The 22,105-nt window shown below is 59.4% G+C and carries 25 protein-coding genes; 16 read left to right on the forward strand and 9 right to left on the reverse strand.

All coding sequences use genetic code 11. The features are described from left to right. Nucleotides 1-411: 411 nt before the first annotated feature. Complete coding sequence (locus CKW30_RS25365) at nt 412-1,632, reverse strand: CaiB/BaiF CoA-transferase family protein (protein ID WP_095182266.1); 1,221 nt, start codon at nt 1,630-1,632, stop codon at nt 412-414. A gap of 14 nt (nt 1,633-1,646) precedes the next feature. Next, complete coding sequence (locus CKW30_RS25370) at nt 1,647-2,828, reverse strand: acyl-CoA dehydrogenase (RefSeq protein WP_024015035.1); 1,182 nt, start codon at nt 2,826-2,828, stop codon at nt 1,647-1,649. Nucleotides 2,829-2,985: 157 nt separating this feature from the next. Here CKW30_RS25370 and CKW30_RS25375 point away from each other — a divergent pair, with 157 nt between their 5' ends. From CKW30_RS25375 to CKW30_RS25420, 10 genes are all read left to right on the forward strand, one after another. Further along, nucleotides 2,986-3,885, forward strand: a complete 900-nt coding sequence (locus tag CKW30_RS25375; protein WP_095182267.1) for a LysR family transcriptional regulator — start codon at nt 2,986-2,988, stop codon at nt 3,883-3,885. A gap of 434 nt (nt 3,886-4,319) precedes the next feature. Then, nucleotides 4,320-5,441 (forward strand): Re/Si-specific NAD(P)(+) transhydrogenase subunit alpha, encoded by a 1,122-nt coding sequence (locus CKW30_RS25380; protein ID WP_056791317.1) that lies wholly within the window; start codon nt 4,320-4,322, stop codon nt 5,439-5,441. A 15-nt stretch (nt 5,442-5,456) separates the two neighbouring features. Continuing rightward, a complete protein-coding gene (locus CKW30_RS25385) occupies nt 5,457-5,777 on the forward strand; it encodes an NAD(P) transhydrogenase subunit alpha (RefSeq protein ID WP_003220416.1) in 321 nt (106 codons plus the stop codon). Then, nucleotides 5,777-7,210, forward strand: a complete 1,434-nt coding sequence (locus CKW30_RS25390; protein WP_041476447.1) for an NAD(P)(+) transhydrogenase (Re/Si-specific) subunit beta — start codon at nt 5,777-5,779, stop codon at nt 7,208-7,210. Before CKW30_RS25385 ends, CKW30_RS25390 begins: the two co-directional genes overlap by 1 nt. Before the next feature lie 214 nt (nt 7,211-7,424). Next, nucleotides 7,425-8,918, forward strand: coding sequence for an acetyl-CoA hydrolase/transferase family protein (locus CKW30_RS25395; RefSeq protein WP_071173986.1), 1,494 nt, complete (start codon nt 7,425-7,427; stop codon nt 8,916-8,918). 321 nt (nt 8,919-9,239) lie between these two features. Then, the gene (locus CKW30_RS25400) at nt 9,240-9,455 is read left to right on the forward strand and encodes a DUF1127 domain-containing protein (RefSeq protein WP_007911656.1); all 216 of its coding nucleotides are present in this window, start codon (nt 9,240-9,242) and stop codon (nt 9,453-9,455) included. Between the two features lie 333 nt (nt 9,456-9,788). Further along, the gene (locus CKW30_RS25405) at nt 9,789-10,106 is read left to right on the forward strand and encodes a DUF2388 domain-containing protein (protein WP_095182268.1); all 318 of its coding nucleotides are present in this window, start codon (nt 9,789-9,791) and stop codon (nt 10,104-10,106) included. Nucleotides 10,107-10,214: 108 nt separating this feature from the next. Then, a complete protein-coding gene (locus CKW30_RS25410) occupies nt 10,215-10,532 on the forward strand; it encodes a DUF2388 domain-containing protein (protein ID WP_095182269.1) in 318 nt (105 codons plus the stop codon). Between the two features lie 27 nt (nt 10,533-10,559). Next, on the forward strand, nt 10,560-10,880 hold the full coding sequence (locus tag CKW30_RS25415; protein ID WP_041476450.1) for a DUF2388 domain-containing protein: 321 nt from the start codon (nt 10,560-10,562) through the stop codon (nt 10,878-10,880). Continuing rightward, on the forward strand, nt 10,877-12,838 hold the full coding sequence (locus CKW30_RS25420; RefSeq protein ID WP_095182270.1) for a DUF4105 domain-containing protein: 1,962 nt from the start codon (nt 10,877-10,879) through the stop codon (nt 12,836-12,838). Before CKW30_RS25415 ends, CKW30_RS25420 begins: the two co-directional genes overlap by 4 nt. A gap of 58 nt (nt 12,839-12,896) precedes the next feature. On the opposite strand, the gene trpA is transcribed toward CKW30_RS25420, so the two are convergent. Continuing rightward, the gene (gene trpA, locus CKW30_RS25425; protein WP_016772301.1) at nt 12,897-13,706 is read right to left on the reverse strand and encodes a tryptophan synthase subunit alpha; all 810 of its coding nucleotides are present in this window, start codon (nt 13,704-13,706) and stop codon (nt 12,897-12,899) included. After that, the gene (gene trpB / locus CKW30_RS25430) at nt 13,706-14,938 is read right to left on the reverse strand and encodes a tryptophan synthase subunit beta (RefSeq protein WP_016772302.1); all 1,233 of its coding nucleotides are present in this window, start codon (nt 14,936-14,938) and stop codon (nt 13,706-13,708) included. Before trpB ends, trpA begins: the two co-directional genes overlap by 1 nt. Before the next feature lie 113 nt (nt 14,939-15,051). Between trpB and CKW30_RS25435 the strand changes: the two genes are divergently transcribed. Continuing rightward, complete coding sequence (locus CKW30_RS25435) at nt 15,052-15,969, forward strand: LysR family transcriptional regulator (RefSeq protein WP_095182271.1); 918 nt, start codon at nt 15,052-15,054, stop codon at nt 15,967-15,969. Here CKW30_RS25435 and CKW30_RS25440 read toward each other — a convergent pair. Continuing rightward, nucleotides 15,942-16,268: a YqjD family protein gene (locus tag CKW30_RS25440; protein ID WP_039757078.1), complete on the reverse strand. Its 327-nt coding sequence runs from the start codon at nt 16,266-16,268 to the stop codon at nt 15,942-15,944. The genes CKW30_RS25435 and CKW30_RS25440 overlap by 28 nt on opposite strands. Before the next feature lie 166 nt (nt 16,269-16,434). On the opposite strand from CKW30_RS25440, the gene CKW30_RS25445 reads away from it, so the two are divergent. Both CKW30_RS25445 and CKW30_RS25450 read left to right on the forward strand, forming a co-directional pair. Further along, complete coding sequence (locus tag CKW30_RS25445; RefSeq protein WP_016772305.1) at nt 16,435-16,650, forward strand: dodecin; 216 nt, start codon at nt 16,435-16,437, stop codon at nt 16,648-16,650. A gap of 129 nt (nt 16,651-16,779) precedes the next feature. Continuing rightward, nucleotides 16,780-17,004 carry a DUF1161 domain-containing protein gene (locus tag CKW30_RS25450; protein ID WP_095182272.1) on the forward strand — a complete coding sequence of 75 codons (225 nt, stop codon included), beginning with the start codon at nt 16,780-16,782 and terminating at the stop codon, nt 17,002-17,004. Nucleotides 17,005-17,168: 164 nt separating this feature from the next. Here the strand turns inward: CKW30_RS25450 and CKW30_RS25455 are convergent, their stop codons facing one another. Beyond that, on the reverse strand, nt 17,169-18,170 hold the full coding sequence (locus CKW30_RS25455; RefSeq protein ID WP_056791299.1) for an LLM class flavin-dependent oxidoreductase: 1,002 nt from the start codon (nt 18,168-18,170) through the stop codon (nt 17,169-17,171). 240 nt (nt 18,171-18,410) lie between these two features. Here CKW30_RS25455 and CKW30_RS25460 point away from each other — a divergent pair, with 240 nt between their 5' ends. Continuing rightward, nucleotides 18,411-18,842, forward strand: coding sequence for an OsmC family protein (locus CKW30_RS25460; protein ID WP_095182273.1), 432 nt, complete (start codon nt 18,411-18,413; stop codon nt 18,840-18,842). 240 nt (nt 18,843-19,082) lie between these two features. Then, entirely contained in the window at nt 19,083-19,322 is a 240-nt protein-coding gene (locus tag CKW30_RS25465; protein WP_095182274.1) for a DUF1161 domain-containing protein, read from the forward strand. Nucleotides 19,323-19,329: 7 nt separating this feature from the next. Here the strand turns inward: CKW30_RS25465 and CKW30_RS25470 are convergent, their stop codons facing one another. Continuing rightward, nucleotides 19,330-19,749, reverse strand: coding sequence for a hypothetical protein (locus tag CKW30_RS25470; RefSeq protein ID WP_095182275.1), 420 nt, complete (start codon nt 19,747-19,749; stop codon nt 19,330-19,332). Between the two features lie 39 nt (nt 19,750-19,788). Further along, nucleotides 19,789-20,211, reverse strand: a complete 423-nt coding sequence (locus tag CKW30_RS25475) for a hypothetical protein (protein ID WP_056791288.1) — start codon at nt 20,209-20,211, stop codon at nt 19,789-19,791. A 58-nt stretch (nt 20,212-20,269) separates the two neighbouring features. On the opposite strand from CKW30_RS25475, the gene CKW30_RS25480 reads away from it, so the two are divergent. Further along, a complete protein-coding gene (locus CKW30_RS25480; protein WP_095182276.1) occupies nt 20,270-21,346 on the forward strand; it encodes an aminopeptidase in 1,077 nt (358 codons plus the stop codon). A 99-nt stretch (nt 21,347-21,445) separates the two neighbouring features. Here CKW30_RS25480 and CKW30_RS25485 read toward each other — a convergent pair whose 3' ends face one another. Next, the gene (locus tag CKW30_RS25485) at nt 21,446-22,096 is read right to left on the reverse strand and encodes an HAD family hydrolase (protein WP_024015022.1); all 651 of its coding nucleotides are present in this window, start codon (nt 22,094-22,096) and stop codon (nt 21,446-21,448) included. Between the last annotated feature and the right edge of the window lie 9 nt (nt 22,097-22,105).

Below are 22,105 nucleotides of genomic sequence, written 5' to 3' on the forward strand. Positions count from 1 at the left end.
TGTCAAGTGATTATTTTCAGAAGTTTTCGAAGAATTCTTCAACAACTTCAACCACTTGCGCTTCCGATCTCTCGTTAGCGGGAGGCGAATTCTACAGCGTTAATCGCTGCTGTCAACACCTCTTTTTCTCCGCTTTCGACCGAGAAGATCGAACCGTTAAAAGAGCTACACATCGCTGCTCTTTCAACTCCTCCCAGGCCTCGATGATCTGAAGCAAGCCGCTGTCGAAAACTGCGTAACTCTTTGAATCTCAAGGAGTTTTCCGTTTCGACTGCGCCGGAAGTGGGGCGAATTATAGACCTCTGGAATCTGCCGTCAACCGTTAATTTCGCTTTTCTTTCAATAACTTGCGTATTGGTTAAAAAACATCCAATCAAATGAGAAAAGAGCTTCTTCTATATAGAAGAAGACTTAAAGGACGCCTTCCTCCTTCAACGCAGCCACCGCGCCTGCCCCCAGACCCAGCACCCGCTGCAGAACCTCTAATGTGTGCTCACCTAATAAAGGAGGCGCATGACGATATTCAACGGGCGTCTCCGACAATCGAATCGGGCTGGCCACCTGAGGCACCATCCCCGCCAATGCATGCGGCAGCTCTATCGCCAGACCGCGCGCCTTCACCTGGGGATCTTTAAACACCTGCGACAGATCATTGATCGGCCCACAAGGCACACCCGCCTGCTCCAATTGAGCAACCCACTCGGCCGTGGTCTTGAAGACCGTAGCTTGGCGGATCAACGGGATCAGCACCGCGCGGTTCGCTACCCGCAGCTTGTTGGTCGCGAAGCGCGGATCATCCGCCCACTGCGGTTGGCCAGCCACCTCTGCGAACTTGCGGAACTGCCCGTCATTACCCACGGTAAGAATGAAGTCACCATCCGCCGTAGGAAAGTCCTGATAAGGCACGATGTTGGGATGCGCATTTCCCAGACGCTTTGGCGCATTGCCCGTGGTCAGGTAGTTCATCGCCTGGTTCGCCAGACACGCGACCTGCACATCCAGCAACGCCATATCGATGTGCTGGCCGCCACCGTCGTGATCGCGATGAGCCAACGCCGCGAGAATCGCCACCGTTGAATACAGCCCAGTAAGAATATCCGTGAGCGCGACACCGACTTTCACCGGACCGGCGCCCTCATCTCCGTCAGGCCGGCCGGTCAGGCTCATCAAGCCGCCAAGCCCCTGGATCATGAAGTCATACCCTGCGCGCTTCGCGTACGGGCCGGTCTGGCCGAAGCCGGTGATGGAGCAATAGATCAGATTCGGGTTGAGCGCCTTCAGCGACTCATAGTCCAGACCATAGGCCGCCAGACCGCCCACCTTGAAATTCTCGATCAGAATGTCCGACTTCGCCGCCAGGTCGCGCACCAGCTTCTGCCCTTCAGGGCGGGTGAAGTCGATGGTGACCGATTGCTTGTTGCGGTTTGCCGAGAGGTAATAAGCCGCTTCCGATGTGTTCTCGCCGTAAGCGTCTTTAAGAAAGGGCGGGCCCCAAGCGCGGGTGTCATCACCATTGCCCGGGCGCTCGACCTTGATCACCTCGGCGCCCAGGTCGGCGAGGATCTGTCCGGCCCAAGGCCCGGCCAGCACTCGCGATAAATCCAGTACCCGTAGATGCGACAGCGCGCCCATGGTCCGCCCTCCTATTAATAGAACGCCTGCAGACCGGTTTGCGCACGCCCGAGGATCAGCGCGTGAACGTCGTGGGTACCTTCATAGGTATTCACCACTTCCAGGTTGACCAGATGGCGGGCCACGCCGAACTCATCGGAGATACCATTGCCACCGAGCATGTCGCGCGCCATCCGCGCAATATCCAGCGACTTGCCGCAGGAGTTACGCTTCATGATCGAAGTGATTTCAACGGCGGCCGTGCCTTCGTCCTTCATCCGGCCCAGTCGCAAGCAGCCTTGCAGCGCCAGAGTGATCTCGGTCTGCATGTCGGCGAGTTTCTTCTGCACCAGTTGAGTCGCGGCCAACGGTCGACCGAATTGCTGACGATCCAGAGTGTATTGACGCGCGGTGTGCCAGCAGAACTCGGCCGCGCCCAGTGCGCCCCAGGAAATGCCGTAGCGTGCGGAGTTGAGGCAGGTGAACGGACCTTTCAGACCACGGACGTCCGGGAAGATGTTTTCTTCCGGCACGAAGACGTTGTCCATGACGATCTCGCCGGTGATGGAAGCGCGCAGGCCGACCTTGCCGTGAATCGCCGGAGCGCTCAGGCCTTTCCAGCCTTTCTCCAGAACGAAACCACGGATGTCGCCAGCATCGTCCTTGGCCCAGACCACGAATACGTCAGCGATCGGGCTGTTGGTGATCCACATCTTCGCGCCAGTCAGGCTGTAGCCGCCATCGACCTTGCGCGCCCGGCTTATCATCGCGCCCGGATCGGAACCGTGGTTCGGCTCGGTCAGACCGAAGCAACCGATCCATTCGCCGGAAGCCAGTTTCGGCAGGTACTTCTGCTTCTGTGCTTCGGTACCGAATTCGTTGATCGGCACCATCACTAGCGAGGACTGCACGCTCATCATCGAGCGATAGCCGGAGTCGACGCGCTCGACCTCACGGGCAATCAGGCCGTAGCTGACATAGTTCAGACCACTGCCACCGTATTGTTCGGGAATGGTCGCACCGAGCAGGCCGACTTCACCCATCTCGCGGAAGATTGCCGGGTCGGTCTTTTCATGACGGAAAGCTTCGAGCACACGCGGGGCGAGACTCTGTTGAGCGAACTGCGCGGCGGTGTCGCGGATCATCCGCTCTTCTTCGGTGAGCTGTTGATCCAGCAGCAGGGGATCGATCCAGTTGAAGCTAGCTTTACCGCCCATGAGTGTGCCCTCGCAATCGGGTGAATTAACGTGGCATTGATCCTAGGCGCGGTTCGCCGTCGGAGCAAACGAGGATTTCGCATTCTGTTGTGCTAATTTCTCACTCCGTACCGTCGCGAATAGCCTTTTATGCGGCGCATTAGTGAGGTTGACGTACATGCGCAGGAAGATCCCCAGCACCGCCGCCCTGATCAGTTTCGAAGCTGCCGCCCGCCATGAGAGCTTTACCCGTGCTGCTGAAGAACTGTCGCTCACCCAAGGCGCCATTTGCCGACAGATCGCCAGCCTGGAAGATTTCCTCAGCGTGGAACTGTTCCGACGCTCGCGACGTGGAGTGAAACTGACCGAGGCGGGACTTTCATATAGCCGTCGGGTGGCGACTCAGCTCGATGCAGTGGAGCGCGACACCCTTTCCGTGATGGGCCAGCAGGGCACCAACGTTATCGAGCTCGCCGTCGTCCCGACCTTCGGCACGCAATGGCTGCTGCCACGGCTCAAGGATTTTCAGCTCAAGCACCCGGAAGTGACCGTCAACCTGACCAACCGCACCCGGCCATTCCTGTTTGCCGACACCGAATTCGATGCCGCGATTTACTTCGGCGACGCCGACTGGTCGGGTACCGAATCCCACAGATTGATGGGCGAGAATCCGATGCCGGTGTGCAGCCCCGCCCTACTCGGCGATCACACGCAGCTGACAGCGCAAGCCATCGCCGAGCTACCGCTGCTGCAGCAGACCACCCGACCTTACGCCTGGCGCCAATGGTTCAACTCGCAGCAACTGAATATCCCTCGCGACATGACAGGTCCACGCTACGAGCTATTCTCCATGCTTGCCCAGGCAGCCATGCACGACATGGGCGTTGCGCTGATTCCGCCGTTTCTGATTCAGCGCGAGCTGACAGAGAAACGTCTGGTGGTTGCCAACTCTCAAGCGCTTTCCAGCATCAAGGCCTATTACCTGATGATTCCGGAGCGAAAGGTCGAATCGGCATCGCTGAAGGCATTTCGTGACTGGCTGGTAAATCAGGCGCAGAGCTACAGCCTAGAAGAATAAAGGCTTTGCGCAATACCTAACCTCGTAGTCAGAAAAACCAAAGCCCTACAGATATAACTATTTGTCGCTTCTGAGCAGACTGTATCCGAAAGTCGTACAGACGTCCCACAAGCTGCCAAACACGTGGCTTTGAGCCTCTAACGGCGACTCATTGCTGCCTATTCACGCCACCGATGCGAATTTTTTTCAAATTCAGCCAGAATCCTTGCAGGGCACGGCCTGCAAGGGGTTCAGCTGGCCATCTGCGACATTCGGTCACGGCATGACTTGTAGTTAATTTTCCGTCACCCGTCATAATCCCTTGAAGGGCATAAAGTTCGCCTGCAAAATGCCGCGCCCCGCCCTGATTCGGCGGGATCGTGCTGATCGGCCGCCCCAGTCGCACCATCCGTAGTGCATGGGTTTACTCAATAAGATCACGCAGGAGATTTGACGTGCACATTGGTGTTCCTCTCGAAACCCAGACCGGTGAAACACGGGTTGCTGCAACCCCGGAAACCATCAAGAAGCTGATCAGCCAAGGCCATAAGGTCACTGTGCAAAGCGGCGCTGGCGTCAAAGCCAGTGTCGTCGACAGTGCCTATGAAGCGGCCGGCGCAAGCATTGGCAGCGCCAATGACGCGTTTGGCGCCGAGCTGATTCTCAAAGTGGTCGCGCCAAGCGATGCCGAACTGCCGCTGATCAAGCGCGGCACGGTGCTCGTGGGCATGCTCAACCCGTTCAACAACGAGACCATCGCGAAGATGGCCGAATGCGGCATTACCGCGTTCGCCCTCGAAGCGGCGCCGCGCACCTCGCGGGCGCAGAGTCTTGATGTGTTGTCGTCGCAGGCGAATATCGCCGGCTACAAAGCGGTGTTGCTCGCGGCTCACCATTACCCACGCTTCATGCCGATGCTGATGACTGCTGCGGGTACCGTGAAAGCGGCGCGGGTGCTGATTCTTGGCGCAGGCGTGGCCGGTTTGCAGGCGATTGCCACGGCGAAACGCCTGGGTGCGGTGATCGAAGCGTCCGACGTGCGCCCAGCGGTGAAGGAACAGATCGAATCCCTCGGCGCGAAGTTCGTCGACGTGCCTTACGAGACCGATGAAGAGCGCGAATGCGCCGTCGGTGTCGGCGGTTACGCGCGGCCGATGCCGGCGAGTTGGATGCAGCGTCAGGCCCAGGCCGTGCACGAGCGCGCCAAGCAGGCCGATATCGTCATCACCACTGCGCTGATTCCGGGCCGCAAGGCGCCGACGCTGCTCAGCGCCGAGACCGTGGCGCAGATGAAGCCGGGCTCGGTGGTCATCGACCTCGCGGCCGCTCAGGGTGGCAACTGTCCGCTGACCGTCGCCGATCAGGTCGTTGTGGAAAACGGTGTGACGATCGTCGGTCCGACCAACCTCGCCGGTGAAGTCGCTGCCGATGCTTCGGCGCTGTACGCACGCAACCTGCTGGACTTCCTCAAGCTGGTGTTCACCAAGGAAGGCCAGTTCGACGTCAACCTCGAAGACGACATCGTCGCCGCGTGCCTGATGTGCCGCGACGGCCAAGTCATCCGCAAAAACGCCTAAGCAGGGATTCAGACGATGGAAGAGCTTATCTCCCCCGGTATCTACAACCTGATCATCTTCGTGCTGGCGATTTATGTCGGTTACCACGTGGTCTGGAACGTTACACCTGCGCTGCACACGCCGTTGATGGCAGTCACCAACGCGATCTCGGCGATCGTGATCGTCGGCGCCATGCTCGCCGCTGCGCTGACAGTCACCCCGTTGGGCAAGACCATGGGCACGCTGGCTGTGGCACTGGCGGCGGTCAATGTGTTCGGTGGCTTCCTGGTCACCCGCCGCATGCTTGAGATGTTCAAGAAGAAAGCCCCGAAAGCAAAAGAAGAGGCGCCGAAGTAATGAGCATGAATCTCGTGACGACGCTCTACCTGATCGCGTCGATCTGCTTTATCCAGGCCCTCAAAGGCCTGTCCCACCCGACCACCTCGCGGCGCGGCAACCTGTTCGGCATGCTTGGCATGGCGCTGGCCATCATCACAACGGTCGGCCTGATCTATAAGCTCGGGGCTGAGCTCGCTACAGCCGGTATCGGTTACGTCATCGTTGGCCTGCTGGTCGGCGGCACCGCCGGTTCGATCATGGCCAAACGCGTTGAAATGACCAAGATGCCGGAACTGGTAGCGTTCATGCACAGCATGATCGGCCTCGCGGCGGTGTTCATTGCCATTGCGGCAGTGGTTGAGCCGCAGTCGTTGGGTATCGTTAAACAGCTGGGCGATGCGATCCCGGCGGGCAACCGTCTGGAGCTGTTCCTCGGTGCGGCAATCGGTGCGATCACTTTCTCCGGTTCGGTGATTGCCTTTGGCAAGCTCTCGGGCAAGTACAAGTTCCGCCTGTTCCAGGGCGCACCGGTACAGTTCAGTGGCCAGCACAAGCTCAATGCGATTCTGGGTCTGGCAACGCTGGTTCTCGGTCTGACTTTCATGTTCACCGGCAACCTTACGGCGTTCGCACTGATGCTGGCCCTGGCGTTCGTGATGGGCGTGCTGATCATCATCCCGATCGGCGGCGCCGACATGCCGGTGGTGGTGTCGATGCTCAACAGCTATTCCGGCTGGGCGGCGGCGGGCATCGGTTTCTCGCTGAACAACTCGATGCTGATCATTGCCGGCTCGCTGGTGGGTTCGAGCGGTGCGATTCTCTCGTACATCATGTGCAAGGCGATGAACCGCTCCTTCTTTAATGTACTGCTCGGCGGTTTCGGCAATACGGCAGATGCAGGTCCTGCCGGTGCGCAGGAAGCCCGCCCGGTGAAATCCGGCTCGGCGGATGACGCGACTTTCCTGCTGACCAACGCCGACACCGTGATCATCGTCCCGGGTTATGGCTTAGCAGTAGCGCGTGCACAACATGCGCTGAAGGAGCTGACCGAGAAGCTGACCCATCGCGGCGTGACTGTGAAGTACGCGATCCACCCGGTGGCCGGTCGGATGCCTGGGCATATGAACGTCCTGCTCGCCGAGGCCGAAGTGCCTTACGACCAGGTGTTCGAGATGGAAGACATCAACTCCGAGTTCGGTCAGGCCGACGTGGTGCTGGTGCTCGGCGCGAACGACGTGGTCAACCCGGCCGCGAAGAACGATCCGAAGTCACCGATTGCCGGCATGCCGATTCTCGAAGCGTTCAAGGCCAAGACCATCATCGTCAACAAGCGCTCGATGGCCAGCGGCTATGCCGGTCTGGACAACGAATTGTTCTATCTGGACAAGACCATGATGGTTTTCGGCGATGCGAAGAAAGTCATCGAAGACATGGTCAAAGCGGTCGAGTAATTCACCACTGCAATAGCGAACGCCCCGACTTGTCGGGGCGTTTTTGTTTGCGCCAGACGCTGGACAATTTGCCGCGTTGTTGCAGATCCGGTAACGGTGTTTTACTGCAAACCCGCGAAATAGAGGCCTCGTTTGCGACCTTGGTAGCGGGACAGGCGCCGGCCAAATTCACTAGACTGCGCATCCTGCTACTCGTTGCCCGAGATAATAATCCATGTACCGTGACCGTATTCGCCTGCCTTCGTTGTTGGACAAAGTGATGAGCGCTGCCGACGCTGCCGCTCTAATTGAGGACGGCATGACCGTCGGCATGAGCGGTTTCACCCGCGCCGGCGAAGCCAAGGCCGTTCCCCACGCACTGGCCGAGCGCGCCAAGGTCACGCCGCTGAAGATCAGCCTGATGACTGGCGCCAGCCTGGGCAACGACCTCGACAAGCAACTGACCGAGGCCGGCGTGCTGTCGCGGCGCATGCCGTTTCAGGTCGACAGCACGTTGCGCAAGGCAATCAACGCCGGTGAAGTGATGTTCATTGACCAGCATCTCTCGGAAACGGTCGAGCAGTTGCGCAACCAGCAATTGAAGCTGCCGGACATCGCCGTCATCGAGGCAGTCGCCATCACCGAACAAGGCCATATCGTGCCGACCACGTCGGTGGGCAACTCGGCCAGCTTCGCGATCTTCGCCAAACAAGTGATCGTCGAAATCAACCTGGCCCACAACGCCAACCTCGAAGGCCTGCACGACATCTATATCCCGACGTACCGCCCGACGCGGACGCCAATCCCGCTGGTGAAAGTCGACGATCGCATCGGCAGCACGGCGATCCCGATTCCACCGGAGAAGATCGTTGCGATTGTCATCACTCAGCAGTCGGACTCGCCATCCACAGTGTCGGTACCGGACGTTGATACCAATGCCATCGCTGAACACCTGATCACCTTCTTCAAGCAGGAAGTCGCGGCCGGGCGCATGACCAACAAGCTTGGCCCACTGCAGGCCGGCATCGGCAACATCGCCAACGCAGTGATGTGCGGCTTGATCGACTCGCCGTTCGAAGACCTGACCATGTACTCGGAAGTGCTGCAGGACTCGACCTTCGACCTGATCGATGCCGGCAAGCTAAGCTTCGCCTCGGGCAGTTCGATCACCCTGTCCGAGCGCCGCAACAGCGACGTGTTCGGCAACCTGGAGAAGTACAAGGACAAACTGATTCTGCGGCCGCAGGAGATCTCCAATCACCCGGAAGTGGTGCGGCGTCTGGGCATCATTGGCATCAACACCGCGCTGGAGTTCGACATCTATGGCAACGTCAACTCCACCCATGTCTGCGGTACGCGGATGATGAACGGCATCGGCGGTTCCGGCGACTTCGCACGCAATGCGCATCTGGCGGTATTCGTGACCAAATCGATTGCCAAGGGTGGCGCGATTTCCAGCGTGGTGCCGATGGTCAGCCACGTCGACCATACCGAGCATGACGTCGACATTCTGGTGACCGAAGTCGGCCTCGCCGACCTGCGTGGCCTGGCGCCACGGGAACGTGCACGAGTGATCATCGACAACTGCGTGCATCCGGACTTCCGCCAGGCACTGAATGATTACTTCAGCGCTGCCTGTGCAATCGGCGGTCACACCCCGCATATTCTACGCGAAGCCCTGAGCTGGCATATGAACCTGGAAGAAACCGGGCGCATGCTGGCAGTGTGATTCACACAGATACCCACCGAGGCAAACACAGTTTTGCCTCGGTGGATGCCCGCGAGAAGCAGGATCGCAAAAAACTGTACTTCTGTACCGGTCTTTTCCTACCGCAAACTCCTACTCAACCCCCTGATACGAGCCGAAATGCACCAATCAAGTGCAGACAGGTACAGTTTGCCCAATTTCGACCCGTACACCATCCATAAACAGTTAACTGCTCACTCACAATACAAATGAACTGTATCTACAGAGACTATCCAAACGAGAGGATCATGGGCACCAGTCAAACCACTACCTGATCCCGCCACAAGCGGAAGGATGTCAACCATGGAACGTACACTCAGTTCCGAACTGTTCTTCGAAGACAAAGCTGTAAACACCCAGGCTTCCCTGCCTCTGCGCGTTATCGCCAACCTGATGTTGTGGCAGCGCCGCATCTCCAGCCGCCACCAACTGGCCCGTCTGGATTCGCGTCTGCTGGCCGACGCCGGTATCAGCGAAGCACAACGCTACGAAGAGCTGAGCAAGCCGTTCTGGCGCTAAGCAGCGTCGCTGGCTCTGGTCGTCAGACCCACCGCCAGCAACCCGAATTGCACAAGCAAAACCCGTCGTGGGCAACCACGACGGGTTTTGTCGTTTCAGGGCCTTGAATGCTCTAAAACGCATAACTGAATGAGTACAGGTACAATTCACGAAAGCCCAAGATAACACCAGTACAGTTATGCAGAACCTTTGGAGTATCACTGGCCACCACTGGGCGAACCGGATTTGGCAGCCTAATATCCATGCAGAACGTGGCGAACGTTGCGCAACAGGCGTCTGACTCCTCAGATACCGAGCCACCTCTCACTACGGTTTATCCAAAGGAGTTACATCATGACCCGTCTTCGCCTGCTCAGTGCCGCCGCCCTGCTGGCCGTGGCTGCCAACGCCAGTGCTACCAGTTTCATCGTCACCACCGACTCGATCGTCGGCGCGCTGAAAGCCACTTCCGACGCCACTTCCGATGTGACCTCCTCGTTCCGTGACGACAAGATCGTCCTCGCCGCCCGCGACGATGCCGCCAGCTTCGTGGCCAGCGAAGGCGATATCCGTGGGGTGAAGCTGGAAAGCGCGCTCGATCACATCCGCCATCAGGTGCCACAACTCAATGCCACCGATGCCCAATTGGCTCAGGCCATTCTGACGCTCTGATCGCTTGCGGTATTGCGGGACACGCCAGCCGTGTCCCGATGTTTCAACGCTGGCTCTGGCCCGGGCATTTGCGCTAGCCTTCAGGCTCGCTAACAGTTGTCGAGTCCCATGCGCTTTCTTCCAACTTTGCTCATCTCTTCTACTCTATTCACCGCCTGCTGGGCGATGTCTGCCAACGCCTTCGATGCTTTCAATGCATCGACCCAAGGTACGGTTGTCAGCGGTTACGCCACCAGCATGGTGTCTTCTGCGCCGTTCGACCGTAAACTGCTGCTCGCCGCCCATGATGACGCGGCCGCCTTCGTCGCCAGTGACGGTGAATGGCGAGGCGCACGGCTGGAATCCGCGCTGCATTACCTGCGCAAAACCCGGCCGAAACTTCATGCCAGCGACCTTGAACTGGCAGAAGCAATTCTCGTCCAATAGTTATCCTTGTCCTTCCGGAGTCGTTCCATGCGTAGCCCGCTGATTGCTGCCGCCCTTGGCCTGTTTGTGTTGGCCGATGTGGCCCAGGCGCACACCCTGGTAGCCACCAGTAACATCATCGTTCGTGCCTCCCAGCGCAGCATCGATTTCACCTCCGATACCACCACGTCGATTCGCGATTCGAAAATCATCCGCGAAGCCCACGACGACGCCGCCAGTTTCGTCGCCAGCAACGGCGACATCCGTGGCGCGCACCTCGAAGCCGCTCTCAACACCTTGCGTACACGGGTGCCGGAAGCGCGCGACGCCAGTGACCAGGTACTCGCCGAAGCCATCCTCGCACTGTGAGTTCCGTTGGCGCCTGGCTGCTGGCCGGGGCGTTGTTGCTGCTTGGCAACAGCGCCCACGCCGGCCTGCAATTGCGGCTCAAGACCGAGGGTCTGAGCCCGGCTCAACAACAGGCCAGTCAGGCGCTGATTGATGAGGCCATGGCGAAACTGCCGCCGAGCTTCATCAAGCGGCTGGATCGGCGTATCGATGTCGGCTGGACCGACGACATGCCGGCCAATGCTTACGGGCAGGCGACGCTGGTTGCCGAACTTGATCTGAATCGCAAGCTTCTCGCAGCTCTCACCGATGGCAGCGCGGCGAAAGAGAAAACCAATCGCCCCCACGGCACTGTGCGCCAGGAACTGCTGGCCACAGTGCTGCACGAAATCACGCATATCTACGACCGCGCGCGTTTATGGCCGAGCGCCGAGCGCACGTTGATCCAGCGCTGCACCCGACGCTTCAACAGCGCCGGGCTGATCGGTATTCCCGATGAGTGTCGCGGGCAGAACGGTCGCCGCTTCACCATCAGCGACGATCCGCGCCTGCTCGATCTGGCCGGGTGGCAACAGTACGTCGGCCGCCGTGGCGAGCGTGAACAACATAACCGGCAGATCGCTCGCAGCCCGGACCTCTACGAAATTTCCAGTCCCAAGGAATATGTCGCGGTCAACATGGAGTACTTCCTCCTCGACCCGAGCTACGCCTGCCGCCGCCCGGCGCTGTATCGCTACTACAAAGAACATTTCGGCTGGGCGCCGCCAGCGCAGGACACCTGCAGCAAGAGCTTTGCCTTTCTCAATGCGGGCAATGACTTCGCCAAGCAACCCTTGGGACAAGTCGATCCGGAACGGGTCTACGCGGTCGATTACCTGCTGGCCGAGGCCAATCAGAACTGGGTCAGTCGCTGGGGCCACAGCATGCTGCGCCTGGTGATCTGCGCCCCCGGTCGCCCGCGCGGTCCGGATTGCCGCCTCGACCTCGATCAACACTTGGTGCTGTCCTATCGCGCCTTCGTTGGCGATGTGCAGCTGTCGAGCTGGGACGGACTGGTCGGCAAATACCCGTCGCGGCTGTTCGTGTTGCCGCTGGCACAGGTGATCGACGAGTACACCAAGACCGAGCTGCGCAGCCTCGCTTCAGTGCCGCTGAACCTGTCTCGCGAGGAGATCGAAGGCGTGGTCGAACATGCCGCCGAGATGCACTGGAGCTACGACGGCAACTATTTTTTCCTGTCCAACAACTGCGCGGTAGAGGGTTTGAAACTGTTGCGCAGCGGCAGCAATAACAGCCAACTGGTCGGCCTCGACAGCATCATGCCCAACGGCTTGCTGGAAGTGCTCAAGGGCCGTGGTCTGGCCGACACCAGTGTGCTCGACGATCCGAAAGAAGCGCTGCGTCTGGGTTACCGCTTCGACTCGTTCCGCGATCGCTATCAAGCGATGTTCGATGTATTGAAGAAGCAGCTGCCGATCAAGCAGACCACTGTCGAAGACTGGCTGTCACTCAGCGCTGAGCAACGCCGCGAATGGTTCGACCGCGCCGACCTGCGCACCAGCGCGGCGCTGTTGCTGCTGGAGCAAGCCAGTTTCCGCCGGCAGTTGCTGCTGGCCCAGGACGAGGTCAAGCAACGCTACCTCGGCGCCCGCGAGCTGGAGAACGGCGGCATGGACAAGGCCAACGCGACCTTGCAGGAAATCCTCGCCAACAGTGGTTTCCTCAGCCGCCCGGCGGAACTGCTCGACTCCAAAGGTTACGGACTACCGCAGCCGAGCGAGTTTGGCCGACTGGAAGCGGAAAGCAGCCAACGGCAGAAGAAGCTGCTCGCCCTGTCCGGCGACCTCGATACTGAAGTGCGCAAGCTGCTCGAACCCAAGCGCGCCGCCGAGATTGCCGCCAGCGAGGCCAACGTGAAACAGATTGGCGAGCATCTGCGCAAACTGCACAAGGCTTCGGGCGGACTGCAATTGCCCTGAGCACAAAAAAAGGCTTCAGAACGCCTGTTCTGAAGCCTTTTTGATTTCCCCTGCGGCTTTAGACGCGAGCCTTGCGCACGCCTTGGGACAGCGCCGAACACAGACTCAACACGCCATCGATGGCCTGCTCAGGCGTATCGGCACTGGCGATGTGATCGATCAACGCCGAGCCCACCACCACACCGTCAGCCAGACGCGCGATGGCCGCAGCCTGCTCCGGTGTACGGATACCGAAGCCAATGCTGATCGGCAGGTCGGTATGCCGACGCAGACGCGCAACCGCCTCTTCCACGTGTTCCAGAGTCGCTGCACCGGCGCCGGTGACACCCGCGACCGACACGTAGTAGACAAAACCGGAACTACCGTTGAGCACACGCGGCAGGCGCGCGTCGTCGGTGGTCGGCGTGGTCAGGCGGATGAAGTCCAGGCCAGCAGCCTGCGCCGGGTCGCACAGCTCTTCGTTGTGCTCTGGTGGCATGTCGACCACGATCAGGCCATCGACGCCGGCATCCTTGGCTTCTGCGATAAAGCGCTCGACGCCGAATTTGTGGATCGGGTTGAAGTAACCCATCAACACCAGCGGCGTGTCGCTGTTGCCTTCACGGAATTCGCGAACCATTTGCAGGGTTTTCGCCAGATTCTGTTTGGCGCCCAGTGCGCGGATATTGGCCAACTGGATCGCCGGGCCATCGGCCATCGGATCGGTGAACGGCATGCCCAGTTCGATCACGTCGGCACCTGCGGCAGGCAGGCCTTTGAGGATTGCCAGCGAAGTGTCGTAGTCAGGATCGCCAGCGGTGACAAAGGTCACCAGCGCGGCGCGGTTCTGTTGCTTGAGGTCGGCAAAGCGGGTTTGCAGGCGGCTCATCAGTGTTTCTCCTGCTGCGACTGTTGCATATGGTGCATTACGGTTTGCATGTCCTTGTCGCCACGGCCCGAGAGGTTGACCACCATCAGGTGATCCTTCGGCAGCTTCGGTGCACGTTTGAACACTTCGGCCAGGGCGTGAGCGCTTTCCAGGGCAGGGATGATCCCTTCCAGACGGCAGCATTTGTGGAACGCTTCAAGCGCTTCGTCGTCGGTCACCGAGGTGTACTGGACGCGGCCGATGTCATGCAACCAGGCGTGTTCAGGGCCGATGCCCGGATAGTCGAGGCCAGCGGAAATCGAGTGGGCGTCGATGATCTGCCCATCGTCGTCCTGCAGCAGGAAGGTGCGGTTACCGTGCAGCACGCCCGGCACACCGCCGTTCAGGCTGGCCGCGTGCTTGCCGGTTTCGATGCCGTAACCGGCGGCTTCGACGCCGATGATCTCCACGCTCTTGTCATCGAGGAACGGGTGGAACAGGCCCATGGCGTTGGAACCGCCACCGATGCATGCCACCAGACTGTCCGGCAGACGACCTTCCTGAGCCTGCAACTGATCGCGGGTTTCCTTACCGATGACGGCCTGGAAGTCGCGGACCATTGCTGGATACGGGTGTGGGCCGGCCACAGTGCCGATCAGATAGAAAGTGTTGTCGACGTTGGTCACCCAGTCACGCAGGGCTTCGTTCATCGCGTCTTTCAGGGTGCCGGTGCCAGCCACGACCGGAATGACTTCAGCGCCCAGCAGCTTCATGCGGAAGACATTGGCCTGCTGACGTTCGATGTCGGTGGTGCCCATGTAGATCACGCAGTCCAGACCGAAACGCGCAGCAACGGTGGCCGTGGCCACGCCGTGCATGCCGGCGCCGGTCTCGGCGATGATGCGCTTCTTGCCCATTCGCCGCGCCAGCAGGATCTGGCCGATGCAGTTGTTGATCTTGTGCGCGCCGGTGTGATTCAGCTCTTCACGCTTGAGGTAGATCTTGGCGCCGCCGCAGAACTCGGTCAGGCGTTCGGCGAAATACAGCGGGCTCGGACGTCCGACGTAATCACGCTGGAAGTAGGCCAATTCTTCTTTGAACGCCGGATCTTCCTTGGCCGCTTCGTATTCGCGAGCCAGGTCGAGGATCAACGGCATCAGGGTTTCCGCTACATAACGGCCACCGAACGCACCGAACAGGCCGTTGGCGTCAGGGCCGTTACGCAGATCAGAAGTGTTCGAAGTCTGGGTCATGGGTCGCTCCAGGTGAATTCGGTCAGAAGACAATGACGACCACTCTACCCCTGACTTTCCAGGCTGAAAACCGATAAGATCGCCGCAACCTGTCAGGAAAACTCACGGATACCATGAGCCACGACCTTCCCCCGCTCAATGCCTTGCGCGCTTTCGAGGCCACCGCCCGTCTGAACAGCGTCAGTCAGGCTGCCGAGCAGCTGCATGTCACTCACGGCGCGGTCAGCCGCCAGCTGAAAGCGCTTGAAGAACATCTCGGCGTGAGTCTGTTCGTCAAGGACGGGCGCGGCTTGAAACTCACAGATGCCGGCGTGCGTCTGCGCGATGCCAGCGCAGAGGCGTTCGATCGGTTGCGCAGTGTTTGCGCCGAACTCACGCAAAGCACTGCCGATGCGCCATTCGTGCTTGGCTGTTCCGGGAGTCTGCTGGCGCGCTGGTTCATTCCGCGCCTGGGACGGTTGAATGCCGATTTGCCTGATCTGCGACTGCACCTGTCGGCCGGTGAAGGCGATCTCGACCCTCGGCGCCCGGGACTCGATGCGCTATTGCTGTTCGCCGAGCCACCGTGGCCGGCCGATATGCAGGTCTATGAACTGGCGGCGGAACGCATCGGCCCGGTGATGAGCCCGTTATTCAGCGGTTATCAGAACCTGCACGACGCTCCTGCCGCAGAATTGCTCAAGCAGCCCTTGCTGCACACCACCTCTCGCCCGCAAGCCTGGCCCAGCTGGGCGCAGCAAAACCACCTCGATCCCAAGGCGTTGAAGCTCGGGCAAGGTTTTGAGCATTTGTATTATTTGCTGGAGGCGGCTGTTGCAGGTCTCGGCGTGGCAATCGCACCGGAGCCGTTAGTAACTGAAGACCTGAAGGCGGGTCGCCTGGTTGCGCCGTGGGGCTTCTGCGAAACCCCGGCGCAACTGGCGTTGTGGCTACCCAAGCGCGCCGCGGACGGGCGCGCCCGGCAACTGGCGCAGTGGCTCAAAAACGAGCTGCGCCAGCCTGATCACTCACCGCGCTTGAACAAAAAGTAGGCAGCGAGCAGACCGATTGCACCGACAGCCACACCGGCTGTGGTCCAAGGATGTTCCTGCGCGTAATCACGAGTGGCAATGCCGGTCTCGCGGGTTTTCACTTTGACTTCTTCGTACGCGTCGCTGAGCAGATGACGGGAATGTTTCAGTGCACTTTCGGCATTGCTTTTCAGCGCCTTGAGGGTCTTGCGCGACTCGTCCGAAGCATCGTCTTTCAAGCTTTCCAACGATTTGAGCAGACTCTCGATCTCGGCTTCCATGCTTTGCAACGAGGCTTTACGTAAAGAGGTGTTGGCCATGGTGGCTCTCCTGCATTGGTGATGAGTGGCGTGTGTTGGTTGGGACTTCACCACTTCGAGAAAGTGCAGAAATTCTGAACTTCGGCAGCGCAGCGGCGCCGAAATCAACAGTGCAATTGCCTGCTAGGCTCAATTTCACACGCCATTCCAACCCAAGGAGAACGCCATGAGTGACCATCACACGTACAAGAAAGTCGAGCTGGTCGGTTCGTCCACCACCAGCATCGAAGACGCCATCAACAACGCACTGGCCGAAGCCAACAAAACCCTGCGCAATCTGGAATGGTTTGAAGTGACCGAAACCCGTGGCCACATCGAAAACGGCCAGGTGGCGCACTTTCAGGTAACGCTGAAAGTCGGCTTCAAGATTGCCGCCAGCTGAGTTTGAGCTAGTCTTCTGAACTTGCGCGCTGGCCGAGTGCCATAGGGAATGGCAAAGCGCTACAAGGTGAGCGCATCGGGTGGATGACCCGATGCCCGCCTCATTCAATCCGACCAGGGAGTGCGACCGATGAAGAAGTTCATGTTGGCAGTAGGTTTGTTGAGCCTTGCGGGTGGTGCGTTTGCAGCCGGCAAGCCTTGTGAAGAGCTGAAAAGCGAAATCGCCGCGAAGCTCGACGCCAAAGGCGTACCCGGTTATTCGCTGGAAGTTGTCGACAAGGGTGCGGCCGCTGATGGCGACGTCGTCGGCAGTTGCGAAGGCGGCAGCAAGGACATCGTCTACAAGCGAGGTTGATTGCGCCTGAAATACAAAAGCCGACGTGGATGCGTCGGCTTTTTTGTGGACGATGATTTTCCGGGTAGGAGCTGCGGGACGCTGCGATCTTTTGATCTTGATTTCAAATCATAATCAAAAGATCGCAGCCTCGTTGCACTCGACAGCTCCTACAAGGGTTCGCGTTATCCCTTCATGACTTGGGCCAACAATTCGTAGGAATGGATGCGATCGGCGTGTTCGTAAAGATCACTGGTGAAAATCAGCTCATCCGCCTGGGTCTGCTCGATCAACACTTCCAGTTTGGCGCGGATCTTCTGCGGGCCGCCGACCATGGCGAGGCCGAGGAAATCGCCCACCGCTTCACGTTCATGGGGCAGCCACAGGCCGTCCATGGTTTTCACCGGCGGACGCTGCACCAGGCTCTGGCCACGCATCAGCGCAAGAATGCGCTGGTACACCGACGTCGCCAAGTAATCGGCTTGCTCATCGGTATCGGCGGCCACCAGCGGCACGCCGAGCATTACGTACGGTTTGTCGAGCACCGCCGACGGTTTGAAGTGGTTGCGGTAGATGCGGATCGCCTCGTGCATGAAGCGCGGCGCGAAATGCGAGGCGAAGGCGTAAGGCAAGCCGCGCTCACCCGCCAATTGCGCACTGAACAGGCTTGAGCCGAGCAGCCAGACCGGCACGTTGGTGCCGGTGCCGGGCATGGCGATCACCCGTTGTTCCGGAGTGCGCGGGCCGAGGTAGCGCATCAGTTCGGCGACGTCTTCAGGGAAGTCGTCAGCGCTGCCCGAGCGCTCGCGGCGCAAGGCGCGGGCGGTCATCTGGTCAGAGCCGGGCGCGCGACCCAGACCCAGGTCGATCCGTCCCGGGTACAGGCTCTCGAGGGTGCCGAACTGCTCGGCGATCACCAGCGGCGCATGGTTGGGCAGCATTACCCCGCCAGAACCGACGCGGATCGTCGACGTGCCTCCGGCCAGATAGCCGAGCAACACCGAAGTTGCCGAACTGGCGATGCCGTCCATGTTGTGATGTTCGGCGACCCAGAAGCGCGTGTAGCCGAATTTTTCGGCATGTTGTGCCAGATCCAGCGAGTTGCGCAGCGATTGCGCCGCGCTGCCGTTTTCGCGTACCGGCACCAGGTCGAGGGTGGAAAATTTTACGTCGGACAGTTTTTTCATGAACCTGCATCTCCGGGTGGGGAGGCAGGTTTTTCTTGCGAGCGAAAACCTGCCAAATCCATAAGCGTGTTTTATGGAATGAGGGCATATACCCGAGATTCAATAGCAGCGACGAAATTTCCTACTAAAAAAGTCAACGATTCAGCCAGGCTGAACTTTGTTCCGCCGTCTATCCTCAGAAGCCTTGCTAGTAAAAACCGCGACGGCGCGGCGTCCCGCGCCACATTTGAGGAGGCAGACATGGCTATCGTGAAAAAGGCATCGGCGCATTGGGAAGGCGATCTGAAAACCGGTCTCGGCTCGATCTCCACCGAAACCGGCGTACTGCGCGAAGCGCCGTACGGCTTCATGGCGCGCTTTGAAGGCGGCAAGGGTACCAATCCGGAAGAACTGATCGGCGCGGCCCACGCCGGCTGCTTTTCCATGGCGTTTTCGATGATTCTCGGCGATGCCGGCCTGAAGGCAGACAGCATCGACACCAACGCTGAAGTCACCCTCGATCAGGTTGACGGCGGCTTCGCAATCACTGCGGTAAAGCTGATTCTCAAGGCGAAGATTCCAGGCGCAACACAGCAGCAGTTTGAAGAACTGAGCAACAAGGCCAAGGAAGGTTGCCCGGTTTCCAAGGTGTTGAATGCGAAGATCACGCTTGAGGCTTCGCTGGTCAGCTGATCGGGCGTTTGCAGGGCTGACGCCTTCGCGAGCAGGCTCGCTCCCACAGGGGATTTGTGCACGGCGCAGATCCAGTGTGGGAGCGAGCCTGCTCGCGAAGGCAGTCTAGAAACCTGCTCAGCGGCCGGCAATTAATACAAGGTGTGAGCAAAGTCAGAACCCGCTCCGCAGAATTGTGGTCGAATAATCGACAGCAGCTTCAGCGCACACCCGTGCGCGCTGCCTCAAGGAGCTTCATCGATGAAACGTATTGGCTTGGCGATCCTTTGCAGTGCACTGGCCACTTCCGCTTTCGCAGCCCCCAAGGACTGCGAAAAGCTCAGAAAGGAAATCGAGGTCAAAATTCAGGCGAAAGCGGTCCCAACGTACACCCTGGAAATCATCACGGCGGAGGAGGCGAAGCAGCATGACTCGGCCATGATCGTCGGTACTTGCGAGAACGGCACCAAGCGAATCATCTATCAGAAAAATGATAGCTGATTGCCTATCACGGCACGCAATTGATCTGCCGCTCGTTGGCAACGATCTGCCCCTGACGATTGATCAAGCGTGCACTTGGCGTGAAGGCCAGCGATCGGGCCTCAAGGCGGTAACGCTGCCCGGCCTCGAAGTGTTCATAGGGCACGGTCATGTAACACAGCCGCTCTTGCGGATCGGTATCCATGCCCTGACCACCCCCGAATACTTCGAAGTCAAAGCGCACGGTGAGCTCATGACTACCGGGCGTCACCTGAAAAAACCGTCCGTCGCGCGAGCGCTGTTTATCCAGGCGCTCGGCCATCAGCACCTTGCCGCCGGGGGTAGGCATGGCGAAGTCGACCCAGGCTTTGTCTGGATCGGCCGCCGGCAACGGGCTCTGACAACCGGCGAGCACACTGGCGGCCAGCAATGTCGTCAACTTGCGCATGATCGATATCCTTAGACGGGATTTCCAGCATAGCGCCGATCAACTGCTCTGACAGCCCGCCGGTGTGCCCTGACCGACAACCTTGCGCTGTTCGTCATACAGCTTGGCCCAAGGCCGGAAGCCGATGCTGCCCGCCTGCAGCTGATAGCGCTGGCCGGCATTGAAATCCTTGAATTTCACGCTCAACTGGCAATCGCGCCACAGCGGTTCGGCAGTCGGGCCGATATTGGTGGCCTCGACCGGGAATTGATAGCGCACCTTCAGCTCATGGCTGCCGGGCTGCACTTCGAAATAGCGTTTGTCGATGGCCTGGGTGGCATCGACTTGTACGGCTTGCAGCGCCGTGTCGTGTTGGCGAGCGTCCAGATCGATCCAGGCTTGCGAGGGGTCGGGGTCGGGCATTCCGAATCCGGCACAACCGGCCAGCGTCAGCAGGCCTCCTGTCAGCATGAACATGCGCATAGCGGTGCTCCTTGAGGCGGGATAGTCTTGGGGCAGACTTTCCGGGGAATTTCTTATTTTGATCAGGCCGTTTTCCAGCCTTGGGTTACTTGATCGCGTTTTTCCGATTTTGTTTCCGGGTGTGTTGTTTTTGTTGCTCAACGGTTGCGCCAGCGTCAGCTATTACAGCCAGCTCGCCAGCGGCCAATTGCAATTGCTGCGCGCCCGGGAGCCGGTGGAGAAGGTCATTGCCGACCCCAGCCGCGATGCCAAATTGCGCGCGCATCTGGCTCAATCACAAAAGGCCCGTACCTTTGCCAGCGAGCATCTGCATTTGCCGGATAACCAGAGCTATCGCCTGTACGCCGATATCCATCGCCCCTACGTGGTGTGGAATGTGTTCGCTACTCAAGAGTTCTCCCTGACACCGCAGAATCACTGCTTCCCGATTGCCGGCTGCGTGGCCTATCGCGGCTACTACAGCCAGAGCGCCGCCCGTGGCGAAGCGGCGATTCAACGTTTGCAGGGTATGGATGTGTCGATCGGCGGGGTCGAAGCGTACTCGACGCTTGGATGGTTCAATGACCCGATCCTCAATTCGATGATGGGCTGGGGCGATGAGCGACTGGCCACGCTGATCTTTCATGAGCTGGCGCACCAGAAGTTCTATGTGAAGGACGACACCGAATTCAACGAGTCATTTGCCACGTTTGTCGAGCAGGAAGGTACGCGGCAATGGCGCGCCTTTCGCGGGCTACCGGCAGAGTCGGATGCGAGGCTCAAGCAGCGTGACCAATTCATCGAACTGGTACTCGCCACGCGCTCACGACTGGAGAAGCTGTATGCGCAGCCGCTGTCGGTTGAGCAAATGCGTGAGCACAAAGCAGCTGAATTCGAGCGCTTGCGCCGGGAGTATCAGGCAACGCGCGACAGTCAGTGGGCCGGGGACAAACGCTATGACGCTTGGGTCAATGCGCCACTGAACAACGCGCGATTGTTGCCGTTCGGGTTGTATGACCAGTGGGTGCCGGCGTTTGCGGCGCTGTTCAGGCAAATGGATGGGGATTGGCTGAGGTTTTATGCCGAGGTTGAGCGGTTGGGACGGTTGCCGGTTGATGAGCGTAAGGCGGCGCTGGAAGCGCTGGCCCAGTCCTAAGGAACTCGGAGGCATAACGGCTCTTTCGCGAGCAGGCTCGCTCCCACATTGGATCGCGCTGCCTCTGTGGGAGCGAGCCTGCTCGCGAAGGCTATTTCATCAGCGCTGCAAAAACGCCTGATGCAACTCGTCCAAGGTTTCAAAGTGATAAGCCGGCGCCTCGGCATTCAGTTCTTCAAAACTGCCGAACCCATAGCCCACCGCCGCCGCATCCAGGCCATTGCTGCGCGCGCCGATCAGGTCGTGCTTGCGATCGCCGATCATCAGGGTCTGCGCCGGGTCCAGGCGTTCTTCCTCAAGCAAGTGCGCAATCAACTCAACCTTGTTGGTCCGCGTGCCGTCCAGCTCGCTGCCGTAGATCACCTTGAAGTGGCGGGCGAAGTCGAAGTGCCGGGCGATCTCGCGGGCGAACACCCACGGTTTGGAGGTGGCGATGTACAACTGCCGCCCCTGCCCGCTCAAGGTTTCCAGCAACGGCGTGACCCCGTCGAACACCCGATTCTCATAGAGGCCGGTCACCTTGAAGCGCTCACGGTAGAAATTCACCGCTTCCCAGGCCTTGGCCTCGTCGAAGTCGTAAAACTGCATGAACGCTTGCAGCAGCGGCGGGCCGATGAAGTGTTCCAGTTTGCTCAGGTCCGGCTCGTCGATGCCGAGATTGGCCAAGGCAAATTGAATTGAGCGGGTGATGCCCTCACGCGGGTCGGTCAGGGTGCCATCGAGGTCGAACAGTACAGTCTGGTAATGCATGGAAATTCC

The organism is Pseudomonas sp. Irchel 3F6 (assembly GCF_900187595.1).
GTDB lineage: Bacteria > Pseudomonadota > Gammaproteobacteria > Pseudomonadales > Pseudomonadaceae > Aquipseudomonas > Aquipseudomonas siliginis.

Coding starts and splice junctions, on each gene's coding strand:
- CKW30_RS25465 (WP_095182274.1), top strand. CDS start 19,083: ATGAAACGTATTGGCTTGGCGATCCTTTGCAGTGCACTGGCCACTTCC.
- CKW30_RS25390 (WP_041476447.1), top strand. CDS start 5,777: ATGAGCATGAATCTCGTGACGACGCTCTACCTGATCGCGTCGATCTGC.
- CKW30_RS25415 (WP_041476450.1), top strand. CDS start 10,560: ATGCGTAGCCCGCTGATTGCTGCCGCCCTTGGCCTGTTTGTGTTGGCC.
- CKW30_RS25375 (WP_095182267.1), top strand. CDS start 2,986: ATGCGCAGGAAGATCCCCAGCACCGCCGCCCTGATCAGTTTCGAAGCT.
- CKW30_RS25450 (WP_095182272.1), top strand. CDS start 16,780: ATGAAGAAGTTCATGTTGGCAGTAGGTTTGTTGAGCCTTGCGGGTGGT.
- trpA (WP_016772301.1), bottom strand. CDS start 13,706: ATGAGCCGCCTGCAAACCCGCTTTGCCGACCTCAAGCAACAGAACCGC.
- CKW30_RS25385 (WP_003220416.1), top strand. CDS start 5,457: ATGGAAGAGCTTATCTCCCCCGGTATCTACAACCTGATCATCTTCGTG.
- CKW30_RS25440 (WP_039757078.1), bottom strand. CDS start 16,268: ATGGCCAACACCTCTTTACGTAAAGCCTCGTTGCAAAGCATGGAAGCC.
- CKW30_RS25365 (WP_095182266.1), bottom strand. CDS start 1,632: ATGGGCGCGCTGTCGCATCTACGGGTACTGGATTTATCGCGAGTGCTG.
- CKW30_RS25400 (WP_007911656.1), top strand. CDS start 9,240: ATGGAACGTACACTCAGTTCCGAACTGTTCTTCGAAGACAAAGCTGTA.
- CKW30_RS25405 (WP_095182268.1), top strand. CDS start 9,789: ATGACCCGTCTTCGCCTGCTCAGTGCCGCCGCCCTGCTGGCCGTGGCT.
- CKW30_RS25410 (WP_095182269.1), top strand. CDS start 10,215: ATGCGCTTTCTTCCAACTTTGCTCATCTCTTCTACTCTATTCACCGCC.
- CKW30_RS25435 (WP_095182271.1), top strand. CDS start 15,052: ATGAGCCACGACCTTCCCCCGCTCAATGCCTTGCGCGCTTTCGAGGCC.
- CKW30_RS25470 (WP_095182275.1), bottom strand. CDS start 19,749: ATGCGCAAGTTGACGACATTGCTGGCCGCCAGTGTGCTCGCCGGTTGT.
- CKW30_RS25485 (WP_024015022.1), bottom strand. CDS start 22,096: ATGCATTACCAGACTGTACTGTTCGACCTCGATGGCACCCTGACCGAC.
- CKW30_RS25455 (WP_056791299.1), bottom strand. CDS start 18,170: ATGAAAAAACTGTCCGACGTAAAATTTTCCACCCTCGACCTGGTGCCG.
- CKW30_RS25445 (WP_016772305.1), top strand. CDS start 16,435: ATGAGTGACCATCACACGTACAAGAAAGTCGAGCTGGTCGGTTCGTCC.
- CKW30_RS25370 (WP_024015035.1), bottom strand. CDS start 2,828: ATGGGCGGTAAAGCTAGCTTCAACTGGATCGATCCCCTGCTGCTGGAT.
- CKW30_RS25395 (WP_071173986.1), top strand. CDS start 7,425: ATGTACCGTGACCGTATTCGCCTGCCTTCGTTGTTGGACAAAGTGATG.
- trpB (WP_016772302.1), bottom strand. CDS start 14,938: ATGACCCAGACTTCGAACACTTCTGATCTGCGTAACGGCCCTGACGCC.
- CKW30_RS25475 (WP_056791288.1), bottom strand. CDS start 20,211: ATGCGCATGTTCATGCTGACAGGAGGCCTGCTGACGCTGGCCGGTTGT.
- CKW30_RS25460 (WP_095182273.1), top strand. CDS start 18,411: ATGGCTATCGTGAAAAAGGCATCGGCGCATTGGGAAGGCGATCTGAAA.